Raw genomic sequence first — 20,310 nt, 5'->3', positions numbered from 1 at the left:
CGTGCGCGAGTGGCGGAATTGGCAGACGCGCTGGCTTCAGGTGCCAGTACTCGCAAGGGTGTGGGGGTTCAAGTCCCCCCTCGCGCACCACGGGGAATTAGCGAGTTCCCGAGAATCAGTTAGCGATATAGACACGGCCCGGGCCTTATTGAGGTTTCTGGCCGTTTTCGTCGGCGGATCCAGGCCGTGGTTTCGCTTTGCGCGCTCTTCTCGGGTGGCGACGTGTGGCGAACCGGTCATCGTAGGCCGGTTAACGACGAATCGCCCTGCTTTCGGGCAGGGCGAAGCCGACGGTGGGCGAGTTCTTCGTGTCACATGGCGCGGATGCGTTGCGCCGCGGTGGAGTTTAGGTGCGCAAGGGGGGATCGCTGTCGGCCCAGCGGTCCCGAGGCGTGCGTGTGCGCATCATCCGGAGCTCTTCCTCGGAGTAGTAGGTGCTCGCGAGGAGCAAGTTGGCAGTACCCAGAGGCTTCTTCGCGAGCTGCTCACGGTAGAACGCGAGGACCTTCTGAAGGTTGAGTGCCACGATCGAGAGCCCGACCGTCAGCGCGGAGAAGGTGTTGCCTCTGGGTGCGCGCTTGCGGGCATTGCCGATGTCGGTCGTCGTCTCACCCTTGAGCATGTTGTTGACGCCCTCGACGGTATTGCGGAGTCCGAAGTACGCGGTCCATTCGGGACTCTTGTGAGGGTACTTCTGTAGCCACTTCGCTTCGATCTCGAAGGGTACGATGACCGTCTTCTGCTTTGGCGCCTCGATGACTTCACCGGTGTTCGTGTCGAACCCGATGCCGTACGCTTCGGGCGGTGGGAATGCGTACTGCTGGCTGCCGTCCGGTCGTCGAGCGCCCCGTCGGCGCAGGCGGTACGGTTCACGTTCTCTCAGGCGCTGATCGCGGAGACCCTTTGCTTCGGCCTTGGCCTTCTTGAGTTCAGTTTCCGTGATCGGTTCGCGTTCGAGTTCTTCGATCGTTCGTTGGTATGTGCCTTCGGCATCGATGAGTTCGTCGGGCATGAAGGAGAGGTAGAGGCCGCCACCGACGATGATGCAGTGCCCGAGGGCGCCACTCGCCGGATCAGAATCTTCGGTGCCCACCGGGCGACCCGACGCAAGGGTCGCGCCCTTCTTCCCCAGATCGATTCGTTTGTAGTCGAAGACGGGCATGTAGCCACCCTCGAAGAGCTGTTTGCTGAGTTCAGAGTCCGCATATGGGAGGTAGGCGCGGTCGACGATGTAGTGGCCTGCCGGGTAGTTTCGTCGCTGGATGCTGTCGATCATCTTGATCGCCGCGCGCTTGATCATGCCGGGTCGATGGAAGTCATATCCGATCACGAGCAGCGGGAAGTCTGCCGACTCGCCGGGCTTGTTCTTCGCCATCACCGCGATCTCGGCCTCGAGTGCCCACTCGGTCTTGTTCTTCTTCTCGGTCTCTCCATTGTGGGAGCCGCCGCGCTTGTACGGGCCGGCATCGAAGTTGATGCTGGTCCGATCGGATTCACGGTCCTTCACGATCGGGTTGCCACGGGCGCCGAGCATTCCGAACTTGGTTGCGTCCTGAACGAGATTTCCCGCGTAGCGGCGTCGAAGCCATCTCGGCTGCAGACCAACAGATGCCTCGATGAGCTCTTCGAGGAGGCGGTGGAATCGCGCGGCTCGCACAGCCATCACGTCTGGGTCGCGGCTGTCCACGATCCTGCGGTACTCGTCCGCGGTCGGCACGCGATGGCGTGGCCCAGGGTAGGCGTCGATGAGTTTCTCGAGGCGAGCGTATGAACGTCGGAGCACGTGATACCAGCCGCGATCCGACGCATCCCGCGCCCAGATCTTGATCTGCTGCGCTCCAGTCAGTCGCTGCATGGTGCGGTCAAGCGCATTCCAACGCATGTCACCGTTTGTCCGCGCCTGGATCAGCATCAGTGCGATCACGGTGAGTTCCGCCGCGTGGGGTTTCCTGCCGGGTCTCTTGGACGGGTGGTCCTCTTCGTTCCAGCCGTCGATCAGTGCCTGCGCGTTGGACGCGGTGATGACACGAACTGCATCATCGACAAACAGGCCGAAGTCTTGGGCCCGCTCCAAACGCAGGTACTGGTGATGTGCCTTGCCGAAGGTGTGGAGCATGCCGTCGGCGGCCTCCAGGGCAGGCACGTACCGTTCGCTCGCTCTCATCGGGAGGCCTCGCCACGGAGGGAAGCCCGGTACTCGTCGGTGCCCAGGTCCGGCAGGTGTGCGAGCAGTGCGGCGAGATTCTCGAACTTGGAGATTCCGGCGGCTTGCATGAGTGCCCGCATGTCAGTTCTGGCGGCCAGGTGGGTAACCAGCCAGCTGTTCCGGAGGCGATTCGCTTGGGGGCGGGCGAGGCCAGGGAGCGTCTGCGTGTCGGCGACGAACCCGTTAATAAGGTTGGGGTAGTTCGTGCGGTCGGGCTTGCCGAAGACAAAGCTTTCCGGTGAACGCGACGTTGCCGTGTGGATCACCCATTTGAGCGATGATTCCCAGCGTGAGAGTAGCGGTACTTCTCGGGCGGCCCGTCCGTTCACCCGGATAAGGATCCCGTCATCGTCGGTGGTGATGTCCCGAAACCTGAGTGCACCGATCTCGGTTGCCTTGAGTCCAGCGCCGGCCGCGAGAGACAACACGAGGAACGCTTTGCGCTCGGAGAGCACCGTCGGCTGTGCGCTTGCCCAGACCTTCAGCCGGTCGAGTTCGCTCGAAGAATACGGTGGATAGCTCGCCCGCGTGTTGAGAGGGCGCATCGCCTTCGGACTGAGCTCAGGAGTCAGAATCTCCGCCACCCGAAGAGCCATCGAGCGGTAGTTTCGTAGCGTTCCCGCGGCCCGTTCGTTCTTGCGGTCATCGAAGTAGCGGTTGATCAGCTCCCGCCGAAACACTACGGCGGCGGTCAGTGGGAACCCGGCTTGGTTGTGGACCCAATCGACATATTGCGAGAGCACCGACAGGAGGCGCCGTTCGGTATACGCACACTGCGGCGCAGCGGTCGCCGCCGCGTCCGTGACGAATTCGCGGATGCGTTCCCATTGGGCCGCCGGAATCGACGGTTGGTACGAGTCCATGACGCGGAAACACTCAAGCGGAATCTGTCCGTAAATACGGACAGCCTCATCAAGGAGAGTACCGCCCGCGCGCAGGGTCCGCATAGTGCCCAAGAGCGCGCCGATCCGTGCGGCATGACCCTGCGCCCAACTGCCGTCGCCGAAGCAGAGGACTGATTCGCATTTCCCACCGGAGCGTTCCCAAGCCAGATTCCCGAGCGCGCCGGCGACCGCTTCGCCGACCTCGCATGGGATGTACGTGCGCCTGAGTGGGTGCTGTCGTCGTCGGGCTCGCGCATCCTGCAGTGCGGGCGTTCGGCGCGGTGACGCGTCTCGCGCTGCGCGGATCACGAGAGAGGCGGGTTCGACGATCGTTGGGGCAAAGCGGAAATGGGCGCGTGAATCTCGGCAGACGGGGGGCATGCAGGAGTAAGTGTGCGGCAGAAACTTCGAACGGGACTAAGTGGTGCAAAATCAGGCAGCGAGTCGGGTTGGGATAGCCTGCCCGTATGTCTCCGCGAACGAGTCGCGACGCTCCGAGGGCGACGTCTGCGGCCTGGCCGACGGCACCGTGCACGGACCCGCAGGCCGAGCGGCTCCGGGAATTCGTGCTGGCACTGAATGAGGCACGCGGTGGCGAGTCACTCCGTGCAGCAGCAGAGCGAAGCGGCGTGGATCGATCAACGTTGGCAACCCTGAGTGCGGGCGACGCGTGGCCCGACATGCTGACCGTCGCCCGCCTCGAGGCAGCATACGGTGAACTCTGGCCCCCGTTCCGCCGGTAGCCTCGAGCAGTGCCACGCCAGCCGAAACACGGAGGATTCTCGTTCGTTCCGCGCGATCTCACGACTCGGAAGCACCAGTTCGGCAAGACCGACCAACCGCTTCCACCTGCAGACGGTGTACGACCGGACGGTCCGCGATTCAGGGCGACTCAGCTGCAGCATCGGATCGCTCATGCCGTGCGGGAGGAACTGGTGCATCGCGGTGAGACTGTTCATGACCACGTTCCCGAGTTCCCCGACTCGGAAGGCCGGAGCGCCGACAGGTATCAGCGGATCCTCCGCGGTGAATCGATGCTGACCCTTGCCGACATGGCGTATTGGGCGTCGGTGTCCCCGGAGCTGTCGAAGGCCATTGCCCGCATTCTCTCCGACGGCGTCAGCGAGCTCGCTCCCGGCCCTGAAGGAGCCGCACCTCTTATGTCGTAGCGGCGATAGCGGCAGCGGCCGCATGCTGAGTTATCCCGGAACGATGGCGTTAGCCTTGGCACATGTCTCGCACATCGCGCCCAGACCCGGCGGAACTCGCGCCAGGATGGCCGGATGTGCCCTCCGGAGACACCGCTGGCGAGGCGGCTCGTCGATTCGCAATCGAACTGCGAACTGCTATCGGGGATCGAAGCATTCGTGCAGCCGCTAGGGACGCAGGGCTCAGTCACGGCTCGCTGCTGAAGTACCTGGAGGGCTCGTCGTGGCCGGACCTCTATGCCATCGCCCGCCTGGAAGCGGCGCTTGGGCGACCACTCTGGGTCAGACCGGGCAACTAGGTCCCCCGCGCGCGTCGTGCTGCAGGTACAGTGGCATCATGAATGGCATTAGATATGACCACTCACCGGATTGGGTTCTCGCGCGACTGCGGGAGAACCTCCGAGCCGCGATGGGCGAGGTCTCCCCCCAGGAGGTCGCGCTTCGAGCCGGTATCGAAGTTGACGAGGTGACCGACCTCCTCGACGGCGCTATCAATGGCGATCTCTTTGTATTGACGCGGCTCGAGCAGGCGCTTGGCGTCCCCCTGTGGCCTCGTCCGAGCGGGGCCTGTGCAGTTCAGACGGATGAGTGGTCGGCCGCGGACGAGGCCTGACGTGCCGGAGGAACTGTCGGAGCTAGACACAGAGTCGCCGCCCCGAACGCTCGGCGCGCGTGGCCACGACGGGGGTGATCGCGATGCTGGTATGCGGCATCGGTAGCGCGGTTGTCGCGATCGTCGCCTCCACCCCATAGGGCGAGCCTGCCCTTCCGCGCAGCCCACTCTGGTGGCGTTCGGCATCGAGTCAGTAACGAACCGGAACGCGCAGTCGAGGGAGAGCCTCATGGAGACACACTCAGGTCATGAGGGCCTCAGGGTTGGACCGTCGTCGCCCGGGAGGGCACGCGGCTCGCAGCGACTGGGGTGGGGCTCATCGGACTGCTGGCGATGGTTGGCTGCTCCGGCGTTCCAGGTGGCTTCGATGGGACGGGTCCCTGGCCGTCCGGGTGGTCAAGGGCGCGCCGGAGAGTTGGGAGGGCCCGGACCCAGATCCTGCCGACTTTCGCCCTATCGTCGGCTGGGGGGGCGACAACGAGTCGGCGTGATCACGTTCGGTAGCAGCAGCTGCCCTGCGGCCGCCGGCGAGCTGCAGGTGCTCGCCGATGATGCCATCGCGATCGAGTTCACTCAGTCCCCGCACGATCCGTGCACAGCCGATATCTCCCCGACGACGCACGTATTCGAGCTCCCGTCTTCGGTGGATGGACGCCCGATCACGGTGACGGTCCAGGACAACGACCGTCGCGCAGCCGTAGAAGCGTGCAGCGCTGTTGGACAACGATCAGCCATGACCCGTTATGACCTCGAGCCCACTCCGCCAACGCTCGCACTCCGCAGAGCCACGCTGCCCCTATTGGTCGGGGTTGCCCTGTGCCTATTCATCCTCTTCATCGGACAGTGGCCACAGGCCTGCAACGGAGTGCAGGTGTGCCCGCCGCTCTCACTTCGACCGGGCACAGCCGCCGTCTGGGCCTGATCGTTGGGTTGACTGCGCTGGCCGCGAGCGTCGTCCGCGTCACGTTGCCCGCGCGCGGGCCGGTCGGTGTCGCCGGCGCGGTCCTCACGCTCTTGGCGTGCGTGTGACACGCCGCTCGTCTGACTCAGGCACGACTTCATCAACCGTGTCCAGCGTCTCCCCAGCTGGCGCTCATGCATCAGCCGGCGGACTTAATGAGGTTGCACCGAAGGTGGGCGAGCACGGTGTTCTGGGATGTGTGGTCTCCGCCTTTTGAAAGCGGGACCACATGGTCCAGGCTTGCGCTCATCGGTTCGGGGTAAAGAACGGTCCGGTCCACCTCTGATCCGCACAGCTGACACATCCAACCGTCACGGTTGAAGATCTCTAGCGGGTCAAACCGCTCGATGCGGGCTTCCTTACGTGCTCTGCGCTCGTTCCTTGCGGTGTTGCTCGATACGCGTCGGCGCCTGTCCATCTCGACTCTGTACCGCGATGAATGCATCGGATCCGGGTACGTCGGGGCACCGACTGGAACAGCGGCGTAGCAGTCCCAAGAGAAGTGGTCGATGCCCTCTGGCTGCAGGTCTGTGATGCGCTCGCGTCGCCATTCGCAGAGAACATCGCCGACCTCGAACGTTGCTGTGAACAACTCTCCTTCCAGCCGTACCCCAGCAGACGTGTGCGGTCCGATGATCACCGAGCCGTAGTAGCCCTCTGGGGTTGCACCCGCCACGAACATGTCGCCCGATTCAGCGACGGCAACGATGACCTTCGAGGCGAAGTAGTCAGCAGGGGCACTATGCAGAAAATACTGGGTGAGTATGCCGTACCGTTCCACCACGTCGCCCGGAAGCGGTCCGTAGCCTTCCCATTCAATGGGGAGCGGCTGGCCCTGCACCGTTCGGAACAGCCGAGCGCCGCTCGCACGCGGGTTTGGTCTCGGTCCCACCGCAGCAACTGCAGCCTCGATGCGGCTAGCTGGGATGGTCCCGCTGCCCTTTCCGTAGCGACGCCTCAGCAGGCTGTTGCAGTGGGAGGAGCAAACATGTCTGTCGCGCTGCGACCAGTGAGCCGAAGCAGGAATCGGACCATCGCAGATCACGCAAGGCTCACCGCCCTTGGCGCGACCATCGGGATGCTTCAGAGCCTCTTCCATGATCCGGAAGTACGAATCCTGGTCAGGCATGGGTAGATTCTCGCACTCGTGCTGACGAATTCGTCGGAGACGCCGTTGTGCTCGGCGTCCTCCTCGGTATCTTCGCCTGGATCGCCTGGATCGCCTGGATCGCCTGGATCGCCTGGATCGCCTGGATCGTCGAGGGCGTGGTCGCGCTCGTGCACGCGAGCAGTTCACCATCGAAGGTCCAGATCGTGCGAGCTTTCATGATCGGGCGCGACGGTGCCTTTAACAGTCCCCGGCGCTCGCCGGGGCCCAGGCCCCCGGCTGCCCGATATATCCCGCGCGCGGCGACGAACCGTGCGGCGCGCTCGGGCTAGGGCGCGTCGAATGCCGAGGCCGTGTGCTCGATCTCAGCGGCAGCGCGTCGCAGCCATATTCCGCGACGTACTTCTGGCGAACGGCGATAGCTCCGCCTGGCGAACTCACGGAGCAGCGCCACTGCAAACCTTGCGGGGCAAAGTAAACAAGTAGACTCCACCGTCGAAGTAGTCACGAAGACTCAGTCGGCGAACTAAGAAGCAAGCCGCCCTTCGCCAAGGACGGGGCTCGAAGCCGGATCTACGACACGGGCAGCTTTGTCGCCGTCTCCTCGTCTTGCCGCACGCGTCCAGGCCCGTGGGTAGCAGTTGTGGCAGGCGCGTTCCCAGCGGGCGAGCACCGAGCCGATAGGCGCATATTCCGTACGGCGACGCCTTGACCGCGTACCGATGCGGTGGGGTGCTGGCGTACCGACCTGCTGATGACCTAACAACTTTCAGGTTGCGTTCACTCACTCCCTGGGTTCGCGCTCAGTCGCTGTGCCCCATCCAGCCTTCGCGCAAGGGTCCGTTGTTCGGCGGGAGGGAGGTCGGCAAGGAGTCGCAATGCAAGCTGAAGCATTCGGGCGGCAGCCGGCGTCGCGGCTCGGGCTTCCTCAAGCGCCCAGTGGCCGACAGCCAATGCGCGCAGGTCGTGACGGCCAACTTCATGCAGCCCTTTCGCCGCCAGTTCGTACTTGGTGCGTCCGCCCTCTGCGTCGCCCTCTCGGAAATGGATCAGCCCCGCCGTCGCAACTTCAACGAAATCCTCAGCGGTCGCCATGAACCGGGGCTCCGACAGGTACTGACGGGCTTGATCGGTCTGGCCAAGATTCGCGAGCGCATAGGCTGCATTGTTTCGCAGCATTTTGTCGTGGGGGTGGATCTTCAGCCCGAACTCGGCGAGCTTCGCGGCCACCGCGAAGTCACCCGTCCCGAACGAGGCCGTGTAGGTGGCGAAATGGAACGGTTCCAAGGAGAACGGTTGGTCGCGATGCCATCCGATCGCCTCATCAGTTGCCTTTTCCCATTCTCCGGTCCGTGCCGAATCGAGAGCGCGGGCCTCGTATCCGCGCTCCAACATCAGCAACTTCGGGTCGATGTTTAGATTCCCGCGTTCAGAGAAAGATGCCCCTTGCGCAAGGGCGTTCTCCGTTGGGTCGATAAAGGACACACGGAAGAGTTCGCGTGCGGTACGGTCTCTGCCTGAACCAAGTTCGGTCGTTGCCAGCTCACTCGCGAGCTCGCTGAGAGCGCGTGGACTGTAGCCAGAGCGAGCTACCAACTCGCGCGCGCGTCGGACGCCTCGGGTGCCGAGGTCGGCGAGTTGTGCTGTGGAGATCTCGGCAGCGAGCAGCCACGGGTCGAGCTGCACACGATCACTCCGGTTGAGGATCGCGTTGGCTTCGTCAGGCTTCTCAATGTGGACAAGGAAACGGGCGGCGGAACGCAACACGAACCGATTGTCGGGCGCTAAGAACAGAGCGACCTGGATTTCCTGTTGCGCTTGAGCGTTCCCACCGTTCGTTGCATGCGCCAGAGCCAGATCTACCCATGCAATGGCGTTGTTCGGGTTGGTGCGAAGCCGGCGCCTCGCATCAGCGGCCTGCATCCGGACCCGGGCGCTCAGCTCGTCTCTGTCAGATGCGCGCTCGCCCGACCTGTCGTCGTCTTCCAGCTGGCGGATCACGCCGCGCAGCAATGGCGGAAGATCATCGGTTGATGCGAAGCCCGCAAGCACATCCCGTGCTTCGTCACGCGCTCCCGAGGCAAGGAGCGCACTCGCCAACTCGGCACGAGCGTAGACGTCACGCTTCCGGGTCGACCTCTCCATGAGTCGAACGATCTCGGAGTACCTGTGAGCCGTGCTGCTCTTCCCGAGTGAACTCAGCTCGCCGAGCGCGTTCGTCTGTGCGAACGTGCGCCAACGGGGGATCACCTGTCGCTCACTCGGCCGGCCGGACTGGGCTGTCATGCCGCAACTCCCGACGCGTTTCGTGCCCGGATGGCGGCAAGGTTCAGCTCCGACACCACACGTTCGAGGGAGAACACGGAGCCGTGTCCGACACGGGAGCGAGGGTGCCCTCGTCGTTTGCAGTCGGGCTGGCAGAGATACTGCACGATAGCGGTGAGTTCGTCGGCGACCGACGGAGGAAGGCTCGCGTTCAACCGGGCGATCACATGCGAGTACGCATCCTCCAAGTAGGGGAGCACCGCATGGTACCCATCGGTGAACTTCGCCCAGTGGTGTTCCTCGGCGAGCTGGGCGGCGAGAAGCCCGTTCATGGTCACCCCGCCGAAGGCATAGCAGATCAGACTGCCTAACTGATACAGGTCGGCACCGAAACGTCGAACCGTGATGTCTGGGTGGGCGTGCCCGTACAGGAGCTCAACCGGTGCGTAGCTGCGATCACCGGGTACGAGAGCCTCGTCATGCGGTGTGGACATCGCGGCCTGGAACGCGCGACCGAGGTCCGCTACCTTCCCCTGATGTGCTTGCTCCTCGTCGAAGATCAGCAGGTTTGCAGGCTTCAGATCTTGGTGTGCGACCTTTCGTCGATGGAGCTGGTGGAGCCCGACTGCAACGTGATGGATCAGTTGGAGGCGAGCCTCGACGTCCATGGCGCGAGCATTGTTCAGCACGCCGTTCATGTCGCGATCAGCGCGCTCGAAAATGATGAAATAGACGGTCGATAGACCCGGGTAAAAGTCGTCGAGCTTGAGCTGACCATGGTCGAGTGCCATTACCACCCGGGACAATCGTTGCTGGCCGCACAACAGCAGCAGGTTTCGTTCCGCCAAGTAGTCACCGATGGCGGCGTTGAGTTCTTCAAGCTCCCCGAACACCGCGGTCAGATCTAGAACCTTCATGAAACCGCGTCGGCCGGATGCGTTCGTCACAAGATAGGACACGCTGAACTCACCATCGCCACGACTGCGAAGCGGGCCGACAACCCAACCGTTAGGGAGAGTGTGGCCTTCGAGATTTAGAGCCGCGTTAACACGGTCGAGATCAAAGTCATCAGCGGCAGTGCCAATGGGACTCAATCGGATTCCTCTACAGTGAAGTGGTACGGGAATCGACATGGATGGAATTAATCATCTCGGTGTCGCGTTATTATTAGCGTACCCATCGAAGTCGAAAAGTCTGATGATCTGGAAAGCGTGGGAAAAGTGGCGGCTACGGCAACGAACACAACTCGTCTTGATCACACGCAGAAGCTTCGCGAGATGGCTGAGTGCCTCAAGCAGGTCGCCATCGAGCAGCCAAACACCGACATCAGCGAATTGTTACGCCTTGCGGGCAAGCGGTACGGAACCACGTCTGCACAGATGAAGTACGCCCTGAGTTTCGCGGGCGTAAAGAAACTCGTGACGATCGATTACGACACCGCCACCGTTTCTGCGACCACGGACTAACGCTTGATCGAGTACGACGGCCAGAAACTTCTTCCTCTGGCCGACGGGTCTCTATGCGTCGACGGAGCCTACGAGCGCCGCTACAGTCGGCGCAGTGGGCTGTCTCGCGCGCAAGCGAATGACCTGCGAACCGAGACCGAGAAGGATCGCGGTCGCCTGCAGTACTCGCCATACCTGCGGCGGCTAGCTGGCGTGACTCAGATCGTGTCGCCCGAGTTGACAAGCGCGAAGCTTCACAGCCGCGCGTCGCACACCTACAAGGTTGCGATGATTTCGCGGGAGATCGCGGAGAACCTGACCCGCCGAGCAGAGGACGACGAGCAAATCGCGACAGCGATCATCGCCGCCGGCGGGCTGGACATCACCGCTTGCGAAGCCGCGGGGCTTGCGCATGACCTCGGGCATCCGCCGTTCGGCCACGCAGGTGAATCCGAACTGAACCGGCTCTTGCGCAATCGAAAGGTGACCGAAGGCTTCGAAGGAAACGCGCAGTCCTTCCGAATCGTCACAGTGCTGGACCGCCACAACTACGAAAACGGACTTGATCTCACGAACGTGGTGCGGGCGGCGATCCTGAAGTACCCGTGGTGCCGGATCGAGAAGAAGGACCCCGCCCATGACACCGCGCAGCAGAAGTTCGGGGCCTATCGCTCCGAGGCCGTCGACGTCAAGAAAGCCCGCAAAGCGATCCTGCCGGAGTTCAACGATCAGAAGCTTCTGCGCAAGAAGAACGGGCCCCCGCCGCAATCTCTTGAAGCTTCGGTCATGGACCTTGCTGATGACATCGCGTACTCCATCCACGACCTGGAAGACTTCTGCTCCCAAGGCTTCATCAACTTGTCGTCAGCGGTGGAGCATCTAGAGCAGTACATGGCCAATCCGGAATCGGCCGGGAACCCTTTCGCCGCGGGCAGGGCGAAGCTCAAAGAGTTCCATCCGGATCTCTACGACGCGGAGGACTACCGGGCAGCTGCAATGCGCGCATCAGTGATTCTCGAGCTCGTAAGTAATGCCTATGACTCGCAGAGCATGAAGGATGAGCAGCTTCGTGCCGAGATGAGCGGCAAAGTCGCTGAGTTCTTCGAGAACATCACAATCTCCACCGAGAACGGCGCACCCACAGTCTCGCTGCTGCGACCGCAATGGCATGACATGCAGATACTCAAGCAGGTGACGAAGCACTATCTCGTCTCGACCGCGCGTATGGGGCAGATCCAGCGGGCCCAACGGAAAACGATCGAACGACTGTTCACTGGTATGGAAGAGTGGGTCAAGACAGCCACGGAGTACCGCTCACTCCCGGAGACGCTCAGAGTGTTCATGGAGGTCCAGAACGTCGGCCTACCGGTGGGGGAACTTGAAGAGGCGCACTATCGGGCGATCGTCGACTACATCTGCACCATGTCTGACTCCGAAGCATTCCTAAGGGCTCAATGGGTCACGGGTACGGAAATCCCCGGAATGGCCAACCTCGGTTTGGTCGAATAGTCGGTCGCCGGCTGATGGTACTCGCTGCCGCTGCCGCTGCCGCTGCGGCCTCGCCGGACTCGCTCTGTGACGCGACTCCTGATCGGGAGGGCCCGGCCGCCACCTACAAGCCTCAGGAGCAAACATGCCGCACTGCAAGGGCCTCCTCCGGCCTGTCTGTCGAGGTTCGACGCAGACTGCTCGGATCAGGGCCACGCGGCGCATAAACTTGCAATGTGACATTTCGAAGAATATCCTCAGAGCATGACTTCGTTGCCGCCTGATCTCGTCGACAAGCTCGGTGACCTCGCCATCGACATCCGGGAGGCGCTCGACGCAGACGGGTACGCGATCGACGAGGCGCTGTCGAAACACCGTGACTTCCGCCGCAACAACCGACCCAAGTCGGCACTCACCGGAGGAATCATGGGTGGTGCCTTCCAACGCACTGCTCAGCGACTTGGCCTGAACGATCGGCCCGGGAAGGGTGGCGCGGTCGAGCTCTATGAGTACTTGGGCCATCAGGATGCAGCAATCATCCGGCTCAGGAGAGCAGAACGTGTGGGCGACGAGATTCGTGTGAAGGCGAACAGGGCCACCTCGCTCAACGGAATCTCCGAGGACGGTTTCTTCCGAGAACGGCACTACGTGCTCGGCTGGATCCTCGAAGATGACAAGCCGCTCGAGTTGTTTGCCGCCGAGATCGTTGACGTCGAAGACGGAAACCCGGGCTACTACATCTTCGGCTGGGTGCACGAGTTGGCGTTCCCCCCTGCCCCTCCGGCCACCGGATTCCAGCCCAGTTCCGATGACGATCTGGGGGTCTGGGACGCAAGCCTCTTCGGGCTCGACAAGCAAGGATAGTCAGTGGCCGTACACGACATTCTTGACCAAACATCATCGGGCTGCGGTGCTCGAATCCGGCGGCTGCGACTCGGGCTTGGGCTCAGCCAGAGCGAGCTGGGGGCCGCCGCGAGGGTAGCGGCCGGCGCAGTCTCCATGATTGAGAACAATCATCAGGAACCCGACGTTGCGACGATCAGGGCTCTCGCGGACGTCCTCGACTGTGATCCTGAGTACCTGAGTGGGGCCAAAGCAGTCGCTGAACCGTGGGCCGAGCGGCCAAAGCTGCGCGCCTACGCGGATGCATCGCAACGGTCCGTCGACAGGACGACGAACGACAGCATCACCGCGATCGACACGATCCAGCGGAACGGGCTGCGTCAGATCCCCGACACGCTTCCGGCGTTTGACGGGGACCTCAACGATGAGGTCGCGATCGACGAGATCGCAGCCGACGTCCGAACGGCTGCCAGCCTCAACGCCACCGAGGTAGTACCAAACGTGATCCGAGCTGCCGAACGTCTCGGATGCGTGGTGCTGCCGATGGACGGGGAACTCGGACGGCACTGGGGTTTGTCTTTCCGTGTCAACAACGTCCCCGTGATCCGAGTCGCACGGTCATCGCACGACTCCGAGCTCGACATTCCAGGTGACCGGCAGCGATTTACCGCGGCGCACGAAATCGGCCACCTCGTCTTGCACACAAGAGACCAGCAACCGGCGTCTCCCGGGGCGGCAGCACGGATGGAGAACGAAGCACACCGGTTCGCGGCCGCGTTCCTTGTCCCTGGCGACGCGGTCCTTGAAGACCTGAACGCCGCAGGCGGGCGAGTGACCCTGAGCACGCTTGGAACTCTGAAAAACAAGTGGGGATACTCGATCAAAGCGTTCGTGATGCGCTTCCGGCAGCTCGGTGTCATCGATGACGCGCAAGCACGCAGTCTCTACAAGCAGATCTCAGCACGCCGATGGAACACGGAAGAGCCGTACCGGGTGGGCACCGAATCGGCCATGTGGTTCGCCCGCGCACTCGGTGAGCGCTTCCCCGGCCCCGACGCTCCACACCTCGCAGCGAAAAGCACGGGGCTGAGCGAACGATATTTCGTTCGGTGGATGAACTGGGAGCCCTCCAGTCCTCCTAGAGACATCGCCCCAGTGGTTGAACTACGTCCCGCCAAGTCGAGCCCACACTCCCGCGGTGCGAGCATGGGAAGGGTGAACGCACTTCCGCGGCGGCCTTGACGCCAGCCGTGCAACGCACGGATCGATAGTCCGACGACGTCCCGAGCTTCCGATGCACCGGATTCACCATTCCTCGCCGTACGAGACTGGGTCTGGAGGAGTGCCTGGGCCCGATGTTGGGCCGGTGCGCTGGGAGACCGGCCGACGGAAGCAGAAATAGGAAGGCTTGGATTTGGCAGACTTCGGAGCCGAACGACCGAACGCCGGGACTCTCGAGGTCGTGGTGGACGCGTCCGAAAACGTGGCAATGGTCTATCTGGTTCCCACCCAGGACGCGAGGGACGATGTCCGACACGTCGACCTGCCAGAACGTGTGAAGATCGCGGAGTTCTTTGGCGGGGGCCATAGGGTTCGGGTCTATCCCGTCAACACCCTCGTTGGTACACCGAGCTTCCTGCGACCCAAGTACGAATCATTGCATTGCCTTGAGCTCCCAGTAGAGTTCTGGGAACTGCCGTCAGATCAAATTGCAGTGGAGGACCTCCTCCAAGACTTGCCTCGAGGCTTTACAAAGGACTTCCAGTTCGGGCTGGGTCTCGTAAGTGACTACCGGGCAATCGTTCGCGTGATCGAAGACAACACCGCGTTCGATACCCTCGTGATCGACCAAGAGCAGGAGTGGGAGTACCCGCCGAGTGCGTTCGCCCTCTCCGCTCATGAATTCGAGCAGCTACGATCCGAGCTCGATCGGATAGTACGGCGTGGCCGCGACGCAATTCGGCGAGTGAAGACAGCTCACGTGCATAACGTCCTCGCAGCTCGCCTTGGACTCGCGCCGGTATCACCCAGCAGGGGACGACACCCTCTGTCACAGTTTCTAACCGGTGAGGCGAACGGGGCACACCAACTTGAGAGCGCCGAACAAGACGCCCTTCTCAACGCGACCGTGGCTGAATCCCGGCGAATCGCTGATTCTCGACCGGAGGTGCTCTCGCAACTGCGGTCCGAAATTGATCTCGTCTCGCTCGAAGCGCTGATTGAGATCTATGAGACGGCGATGAAGGGTTCCAAGCCAGAGCCGTACTGGCAGGACTTCTTCAACACGAACCCGTTCGCATTGCACCTCGTATTCGGCTACAGCATCGTGCAGGTTCAGGATCAGGCTTCGATCGGCGGCAGAAAACTTACCGGGGGTGGGGACAAGATCGCAGACTTCCTCGTGAAGAACCCGCTGACGAACAACGTGGGAATCTTCGAGATAAAGAAGCCCAGCACCCAGCTGCTGCGGAGGAAGTCCTACCGCGAGGGGGTTTTCGGCCCCTCAGCAGAACTAGCCGGAGCCGTGAACCAACTCCTCGACCAGCGATATCAGCTCCAGAAGTCCATGATCAGCCTCAAGGATTCATCCCGAGACTGGGATCTCGAACAATACTCGCTGAGGTGCTGCTTGATCGTCGGGACCTCACCCTCGGAACCTGAACGGATCAAGTCGTTCGAACTTTTTCGGCACAACCAGCGTGACGTCGACGTCGTCACCTACGACGAACTGCTCAGCAAGCTGAAGCAGCTCGAATCGTTCCTTCACGAACCGCGCGCAGACGCTGCAGCAAACGCAGACGAGACACCGAACACACACCGAGCCGACTAGTCGGCGCGCTCCCCAACTGTCCCGTGTGGTGGGCCGTGGATGCGATCAGCTGCGGCCGCTGTCGCAGCGTTGCGGGTCGCGAGTCGTGCGAGCGCTTCAGTGAGTTCCGGCGGGCGTACGACTTCGATGTCGGTGTAGAAACGGTTCAAGGAAGGGGCGAGAGCGATCCAGGACCAGGACCCGCCTTCGAGACTGCACCGGCCGGGCCCAAGATCTTCGACGATGCCATGGCTCGCGAACGGGAGAACATCGGAGGCCGGCTGGTCGAGCATGATCTTCCCAGCACAGGGCCACCGGTTGGCTTGTTCGTAGACACGCGGCACTCCACATCGGCGAACTAATCCGCGGGCACTGGTGGGCGCGCTATGCGCCGAGTACGCACATGGCGTGCGAATGTGGGCTGCGGGAGCACTGTGAAAGCTGTTACAAGGGGGCGAATCTCCGGACGCGCATTATCTGAGAATGTCAACCGAGTTCAGGACCAGGTTGGCAATCTAAGGGGAGACCACCCAGACGCTCATCGCGGCCAGGGTTGGGCCTGACATCTTCGATGAGGCCACCGTTTAGACCTGATGGCCGGGTACACCTAGATGGTGTCGTTGTTCACCGCACCGGCGGCGCCGGGTTCGGCGACGTCCTTTGTCTTGCCGAACAGTTGGTTCACATTGAAGCTTGACCGTCAGGCCGCTGCAGCATGTTGCCCTCGTGGTGAATTTCTAGACGGTGGGAGGCATAGCCCTTGGCAAATGCCGCGACAGCATAGTGGTGCTAGCCGAGCTGGTTCGAGTCGGCTCTTGAGAGGACTTGCCAAACGTGCCGGGACTGGTCAGCCTTTCAGTGCCTAGCGACGCCGCTAGGCATAATTTTGGGGGGTTGTATGCGCAAGGCACTTTCCATTGGTTTCACCGGGGCGTTGATTCTCGCGGCCACGTTGGGGCTCGCGGCACCGGCACAGGCAGGGCAACAAGCCGGATGCTTGCCGACTCCGTCGAAGACGTCGACATCGACGTACGTCTTCGATCGTGGCGGTCAATGTGCCTGGGTCCAGGCAGGCATCTGGCGCTACATCTCTTCTGCGCCCACGCACTACACCGGCGCGCAGGCCTCGTCGTCGTCCGTCACGAACTCGAACGGCTCGGATTCAGGCCACGACTTCCGCCGCGACGGTAGTAGCTGGGTATCGTTCTAGAGCATGCCCAGAGCAATTCAGCTCGTGCTGCCTGTGGCGTTCATTCTGAGCGTCACAGGTTGCGCGGCTCAAGCCACTGAAAAGTCGGACGCTCCGTACTCTGCGGAAATCCAACAGGCGCGCGAAGAGGCGACATCAGATTTCGAGCGTGATGTCCTTGCTGACGGCAAGATATCTCGGCAGGAGTACGACGAAGCCGCGCAGCGCTATGTCGATTGCCTCAATGAATCCGGCTTACAGGCGTCGGCAGAGCTTCAGGCCTCGGGGAGCTACCAGTACGCGATTTCGTATCCAGCGGGGAACGGCACCAGTGTCTCATCGGCAGAGGAGACATGCTTGTTCGGTACCAAGAACCTCATTGAGCCGCTCTACGTGAACATGCTGCAGAATCCGTCAAATGGCGATCCACTAGCGCCCGCAGTCGATTGCCTCATTCGGAACGGCATTGTGGAAGACGACTACGATGTAGACGATCTCGAGAAAGAGCTCAGTGAGTCGCCAGAATTCCGCCCAGACCAGCCCGAAGCCTTCGAGTGCCTCACCAACCCGCACGGATAAGGCCGGGACCGCGATCCTTGTCGGCCTCGTAGCCCTTTCCTGCGGTATCGGCATAGGTGTGGTTGCTGTCCCCGCCGCGTCGCCCTCGACGCTGGAAGCGCACACGGGGCCCGTAATCGTGCCGGTCGAATCCTCTGATTATGGCGACCCGATCAGTGTGGAGCTCGTCGCCGAGCAGACCCCCAGTCGTGGCCTTGCCCCCTACCGCTCGGGCGTTCTGACTGCCGTCGATTGCGCACCTGGAGCGTCTTGGAACTCTGGCACCGCACCGATAGCCATAGACGGAGTGCCGGTGATGCTCTTGCATACCAGTATTCCGCTGTGGCGCGACCTCCAGCCGGGAGATGAAGGCGCCGATGTGCAGGCGCTTGAGAATGAGCTGACCAGGCTCGGCTACCCGGTCGATGTTGACCAATATTTCGGCACCAGCACTTCGACCCAAATGCGTGCACTTCGCATCGCGAATGGACTCGAGTCAGAAGGCACTCTGCCTTTGGCTGATGTCATCTGGCTACCGACGAGTTCGGTCACGGTCGACGCCTGCCCATCGCAGCTTGGTGTGGCTGTGTCACCGGGGGCTCCGGTTGCTCAGCTCGGCGGTACCGTCAGTGGCTTTGCTATCAAAGGGGCCAACGCGATCACCATTGATGGTGAGCGGGTCTTGAGAGTCGGCGATGTTGAAGTCTCTGTTCCGAGTGGCAGTACCACGGTGACGGCTCCAGACGCTATTGCCCGAATCCTCGCCACACCTGAATATGAGGCAGTTGTCTCAAGCGGTGGAGACGTGAAACTAACGGCCGCATTCGAGCTTGCCGCCCCCATCGCGGTCAGCGCAGTCCCGGCTAGCGCCCTGATTGGCGCAGGCACCGACGCTTCATGCGTGTCTGACGGTGACCGGAAGTACGCGGTCGAGGTTGTGGCGTCAACATTGGGTCGGGTGCTCATTCGTACGTTGGCCGATACATTACCCCCGAACGTAGCGATCGTAGATTCCTCGTCGAGGATGACGTGCAACTGACGGCGCGTGGGCTCTCTCACTGGTTCGACGTCGACCGCCCTCTCTTTAGTGGGCTGAGTTTCAAAGCTCAGGGTGGTGACCTAGTCGCGATCACGGGGCCATCTGGGAGCGGAAAGAGCACACTATTGAGCATTCTCGGTGGGTTCGCCGATCCGCGCGCGGGGACGTTGGAGGCGCTCGGGATCAACACGACCCAGTGGGTCTTCCAGAATCCGCACGGTGTCCCTGGTCGCACGGCAGTTGACCACGTGGTGCTTCCTTTGCTCGCGAAGGGTGCACGCCGTCGGGACGCTGAAACGCGTGCGCGTGAACTGCTGTCGCGTGTGCGCCTTGAGGCCGTCAGCGATCACACATTCGGACAACTATCCGGAGGCGAGGCACAACGCTTGATGATGGCACGAGCGATCGCCTGCGACCCTGATCTGATCCTTATGGACGAGCCCACGGCGCAGTTGGACGCCATCAGCGCCGAGGCAGTTATTTCAATCTTGGACGGTCTCGCAGAAGCCGGCCATATTGTAATGATTGCCACGCACGATCCGCGAGTCCGCGATGAGTGCTCCCGTCGCATTGAGCTTGGCGGTCTCGGATGAGAGCGTCTTCAATATTCTCCGAGGCGTGGCGAAATGCATTCGCGAGCCCCTTACGCTCTTTCGCGGTCTTGTGCGTGCTCTCTCTCATCACCATTGGATTGGTCGTCTTAGAAACTCGTGCAATTGGTCAGCTCGTTGACGAAGCCGAGAATTTTCGGACGACTGGTGCATCGGTCTATATCGTCAACGCGGCCGCGGAGATCGACGCCCGCGCCTGCGATGGAATGCCACGTACGAGAGCAGTGGCCGAAGCCGGAGCCCTCCGAGAAAGCGAGCAGCGCATCCGGTTCGACGCACTCCCCTCGAACAGCATCCTCAGCTTTGAAGGTTCTCCTGGCCTGCTCAGGCTGATCCACGCCAGGCCAGCCAACGACGGGCTTGTGCTCTCACGTGCGGTAGCGGACGAATTGGCGCTGTCACCCGGTGACTCAGTTTCTACAACGACTGGCGAAGCCCGCGTGGCAGCCATCTACGACTGGCCGCCGGACGGTCGACGCAGCGATCTAGAGTACGCAGTCATAGTGCCCGTCACGGCGAGCGGTCCCTTTGACGAATGCTGGGTTGATATCTGGCCATCGCTTTCCGACCCCAGTTCATTCACCGCACCAGTCGTCTCTGTGAACGCGCCCCGTGAGACCGAAGTACAGCTGACCCAGCTCAACTCATCGCTGGGCCGAACATTCAATGGTCCGGAGGCTTTCGCGGGCCGGCTGACTCGCTACGGACCCCTGGTCGGACTTATCGGCGCGGCGCTCCTGCTCCTCAGCGTCGTCTACAGCCGACGAGTGGAACTGGCGTCGGCTTTGCACTCGGGCGTAAGACGCGCTTCGCTTCTGTTGATGCTCACCGTCGAGGCTCTTTGGCTCGCCCTGCCTGTTGCCCTCTTGGCAGGCTCCGTCGCACTGGCAACGTCCGCTGAACAAGCGCCATCGGACGCGGAAGTGATTAGGATGGCGTCGATTCCGATCGTGTTGGCAACGATCGTCGGCGCGATCCTGGGCAGCCTCATTGCTGGCATGCTCATTCGTCGCCGCAACCTCTTTCGGTACTTCAAGGACCGCTAGCAGTGGACCAATTTGGCATTGGAAGAACTGTTGATGC

The 20,310-nt window shown here is 62.0% G+C and carries 18 protein-coding genes and 1 tRNA gene; 14 read left to right on the top strand and 5 right to left on the bottom strand.

Features of this window, described 5'->3' with window-relative positions:
- The first annotated feature begins 3 nt into the window (after positions 1 to 3).
- Positions 4 to 90: transfer RNA gene (locus AC1C2R_RS08215), tRNA-Leu, on the top strand.
- Positions 91 to 346: 256 nt separating this feature from the next.
- Here the strand turns inward: AC1C2R_RS08215 and AC1C2R_RS08210 are convergent.
- The gene (locus AC1C2R_RS08210) at positions 347 to 2,143 is read right to left on the bottom strand and encodes a hypothetical protein (protein WP_495379621.1); all 1,797 of its coding nucleotides are present in this window, start codon (positions 2,141 to 2,143) and stop codon (positions 347 to 349) included.
- 17 nt (positions 2,144 to 2,160) lie between these two features.
- Positions 2,161 to 3,069, bottom strand: a complete 909-nt coding sequence (locus AC1C2R_RS08205) for a tyrosine-type recombinase/integrase (RefSeq protein ID WP_495379620.1) — start codon at positions 3,067 to 3,069, stop codon at positions 2,161 to 2,163.
- 773 nt (positions 3,070 to 3,842) lie between these two features.
- Between AC1C2R_RS08205 and AC1C2R_RS08200 the strand changes: the two genes are divergently transcribed.
- Together AC1C2R_RS08200 and AC1C2R_RS08195 are read left to right on the top strand one after the other, a co-directional pair.
- Positions 3,843 to 4,259 carry a hypothetical protein gene (locus AC1C2R_RS08200; RefSeq protein ID WP_495379619.1) on the top strand — a complete coding sequence of 139 codons (417 nt, stop codon included), beginning with the start codon at positions 3,843 to 3,845 and terminating at the stop codon, positions 4,257 to 4,259.
- A 376-nt stretch (positions 4,260 to 4,635) separates the two neighbouring features.
- Positions 4,636 to 4,911 carry a helix-turn-helix domain-containing protein gene (locus tag AC1C2R_RS08195; protein WP_495379618.1) on the top strand — a complete coding sequence of 92 codons (276 nt, stop codon included), beginning with the start codon at positions 4,636 to 4,638 and terminating at the stop codon, positions 4,909 to 4,911.
- 1,100 nt (positions 4,912 to 6,011) lie between these two features.
- On the opposite strand, the gene AC1C2R_RS08190 is transcribed toward AC1C2R_RS08195, so the two are convergent.
- On the bottom strand, positions 6,012 to 7,001 hold the full coding sequence (locus AC1C2R_RS08190) for an HNH endonuclease (RefSeq protein WP_495379617.1): 990 nt from the start codon (positions 6,999 to 7,001) through the stop codon (positions 6,012 to 6,014).
- 47 nt (positions 7,002 to 7,048) lie between these two features.
- On the opposite strand from AC1C2R_RS08190, the gene AC1C2R_RS08185 reads away from it, so the two are divergent.
- The gene (locus AC1C2R_RS08185) at positions 7,049 to 7,312 is read left to right on the top strand and encodes a hypothetical protein (protein WP_495379616.1); all 264 of its coding nucleotides are present in this window, start codon (positions 7,049 to 7,051) and stop codon (positions 7,310 to 7,312) included.
- Between the two features lie 448 nt (positions 7,313 to 7,760).
- Here the strand turns inward: AC1C2R_RS08185 and AC1C2R_RS08180 are convergent, their stop codons facing one another.
- Complete coding sequence (locus AC1C2R_RS08180; protein WP_495379615.1) at positions 7,761 to 9,125, bottom strand: tetratricopeptide repeat protein; 1,365 nt, start codon at positions 9,123 to 9,125, stop codon at positions 7,761 to 7,763.
- Between the two features lie 137 nt (positions 9,126 to 9,262).
- Complete coding sequence (locus AC1C2R_RS08175) at positions 9,263 to 10,339, bottom strand: protein kinase domain-containing protein (RefSeq protein WP_495379614.1); 1,077 nt, start codon at positions 10,337 to 10,339, stop codon at positions 9,263 to 9,265.
- Between the two features lie 183 nt (positions 10,340 to 10,522).
- Here AC1C2R_RS08175 and AC1C2R_RS08170 point away from each other — a divergent pair, with 183 nt between their 5' ends.
- The 10 genes from AC1C2R_RS08170 (at position 10,523) to AC1C2R_RS08125 (ending at position 20,273) form a co-directional block, all read left to right on the top strand.
- Positions 10,523 to 10,711 carry a hypothetical protein gene (locus AC1C2R_RS08170; RefSeq protein WP_495379613.1) on the top strand — a complete coding sequence of 63 codons (189 nt, stop codon included), beginning with the start codon at positions 10,523 to 10,525 and terminating at the stop codon, positions 10,709 to 10,711.
- 3 nt (positions 10,712 to 10,714) lie between these two features.
- Positions 10,715 to 12,199, top strand: coding sequence for a deoxyguanosinetriphosphate triphosphohydrolase family protein (locus AC1C2R_RS08165; RefSeq protein WP_495379612.1), 1,485 nt, complete (start codon positions 10,715 to 10,717; stop codon positions 12,197 to 12,199).
- Between the two features lie 243 nt (positions 12,200 to 12,442).
- Complete coding sequence (locus AC1C2R_RS08160; protein ID WP_495379611.1) at positions 12,443 to 13,042, top strand: hypothetical protein; 600 nt, start codon at positions 12,443 to 12,445, stop codon at positions 13,040 to 13,042.
- A 3-nt stretch (positions 13,043 to 13,045) separates the two neighbouring features.
- Positions 13,046 to 14,263 (top strand): helix-turn-helix domain-containing protein, encoded by a 1,218-nt coding sequence (locus AC1C2R_RS08155; protein ID WP_495379610.1) that lies wholly within the window; start codon positions 13,046 to 13,048, stop codon positions 14,261 to 14,263.
- Positions 14,264 to 14,435: 172 nt separating this feature from the next.
- Positions 14,436 to 15,851 (top strand): Shedu immune nuclease family protein, encoded by a 1,416-nt coding sequence (locus AC1C2R_RS08150; RefSeq protein ID WP_495379609.1) that lies wholly within the window; start codon positions 14,436 to 14,438, stop codon positions 15,849 to 15,851.
- Between the two features lie 877 nt (positions 15,852 to 16,728).
- Entirely contained in the window at positions 16,729 to 17,040 is a 312-nt protein-coding gene (locus AC1C2R_RS08145) for a hypothetical protein (protein WP_495354368.1), read from the top strand.
- 3 nt (positions 17,041 to 17,043) lie between these two features.
- Positions 17,044 to 17,598: a hypothetical protein gene (locus AC1C2R_RS08140; RefSeq protein ID WP_495354367.1), complete on the top strand. Its 555-nt coding sequence runs from the start codon at positions 17,044 to 17,046 to the stop codon at positions 17,596 to 17,598.
- Between the two features lie 118 nt (positions 17,599 to 17,716).
- A complete protein-coding gene (locus AC1C2R_RS08135) occupies positions 17,717 to 18,616 on the top strand; it encodes a peptidoglycan-binding domain-containing protein (protein ID WP_495354366.1) in 900 nt (299 codons plus the stop codon).
- On the top strand, positions 18,607 to 19,209 hold the full coding sequence (locus tag AC1C2R_RS08130) for an ATP-binding cassette domain-containing protein (RefSeq protein ID WP_495354365.1): 603 nt from the start codon (positions 18,607 to 18,609) through the stop codon (positions 19,207 to 19,209). Before AC1C2R_RS08135 ends, AC1C2R_RS08130 begins: the two co-directional genes overlap by 10 nt.
- 74 nt (positions 19,210 to 19,283) lie before the next feature.
- A complete protein-coding gene (locus AC1C2R_RS08125; protein ID WP_495354364.1) occupies positions 19,284 to 20,273 on the top strand; it encodes a hypothetical protein in 990 nt (329 codons plus the stop codon).
- The last annotated feature ends 37 nt before the right edge of the window (positions 20,274 to 20,310 follow it).

This window comes from Agromyces sp. Y182, from assembly GCF_059445385.1.
The sequence above is the reverse complement of the archived record's forward strand: the minus strand, read 5'-3'. Positions and strand labels throughout refer to the sequence as shown.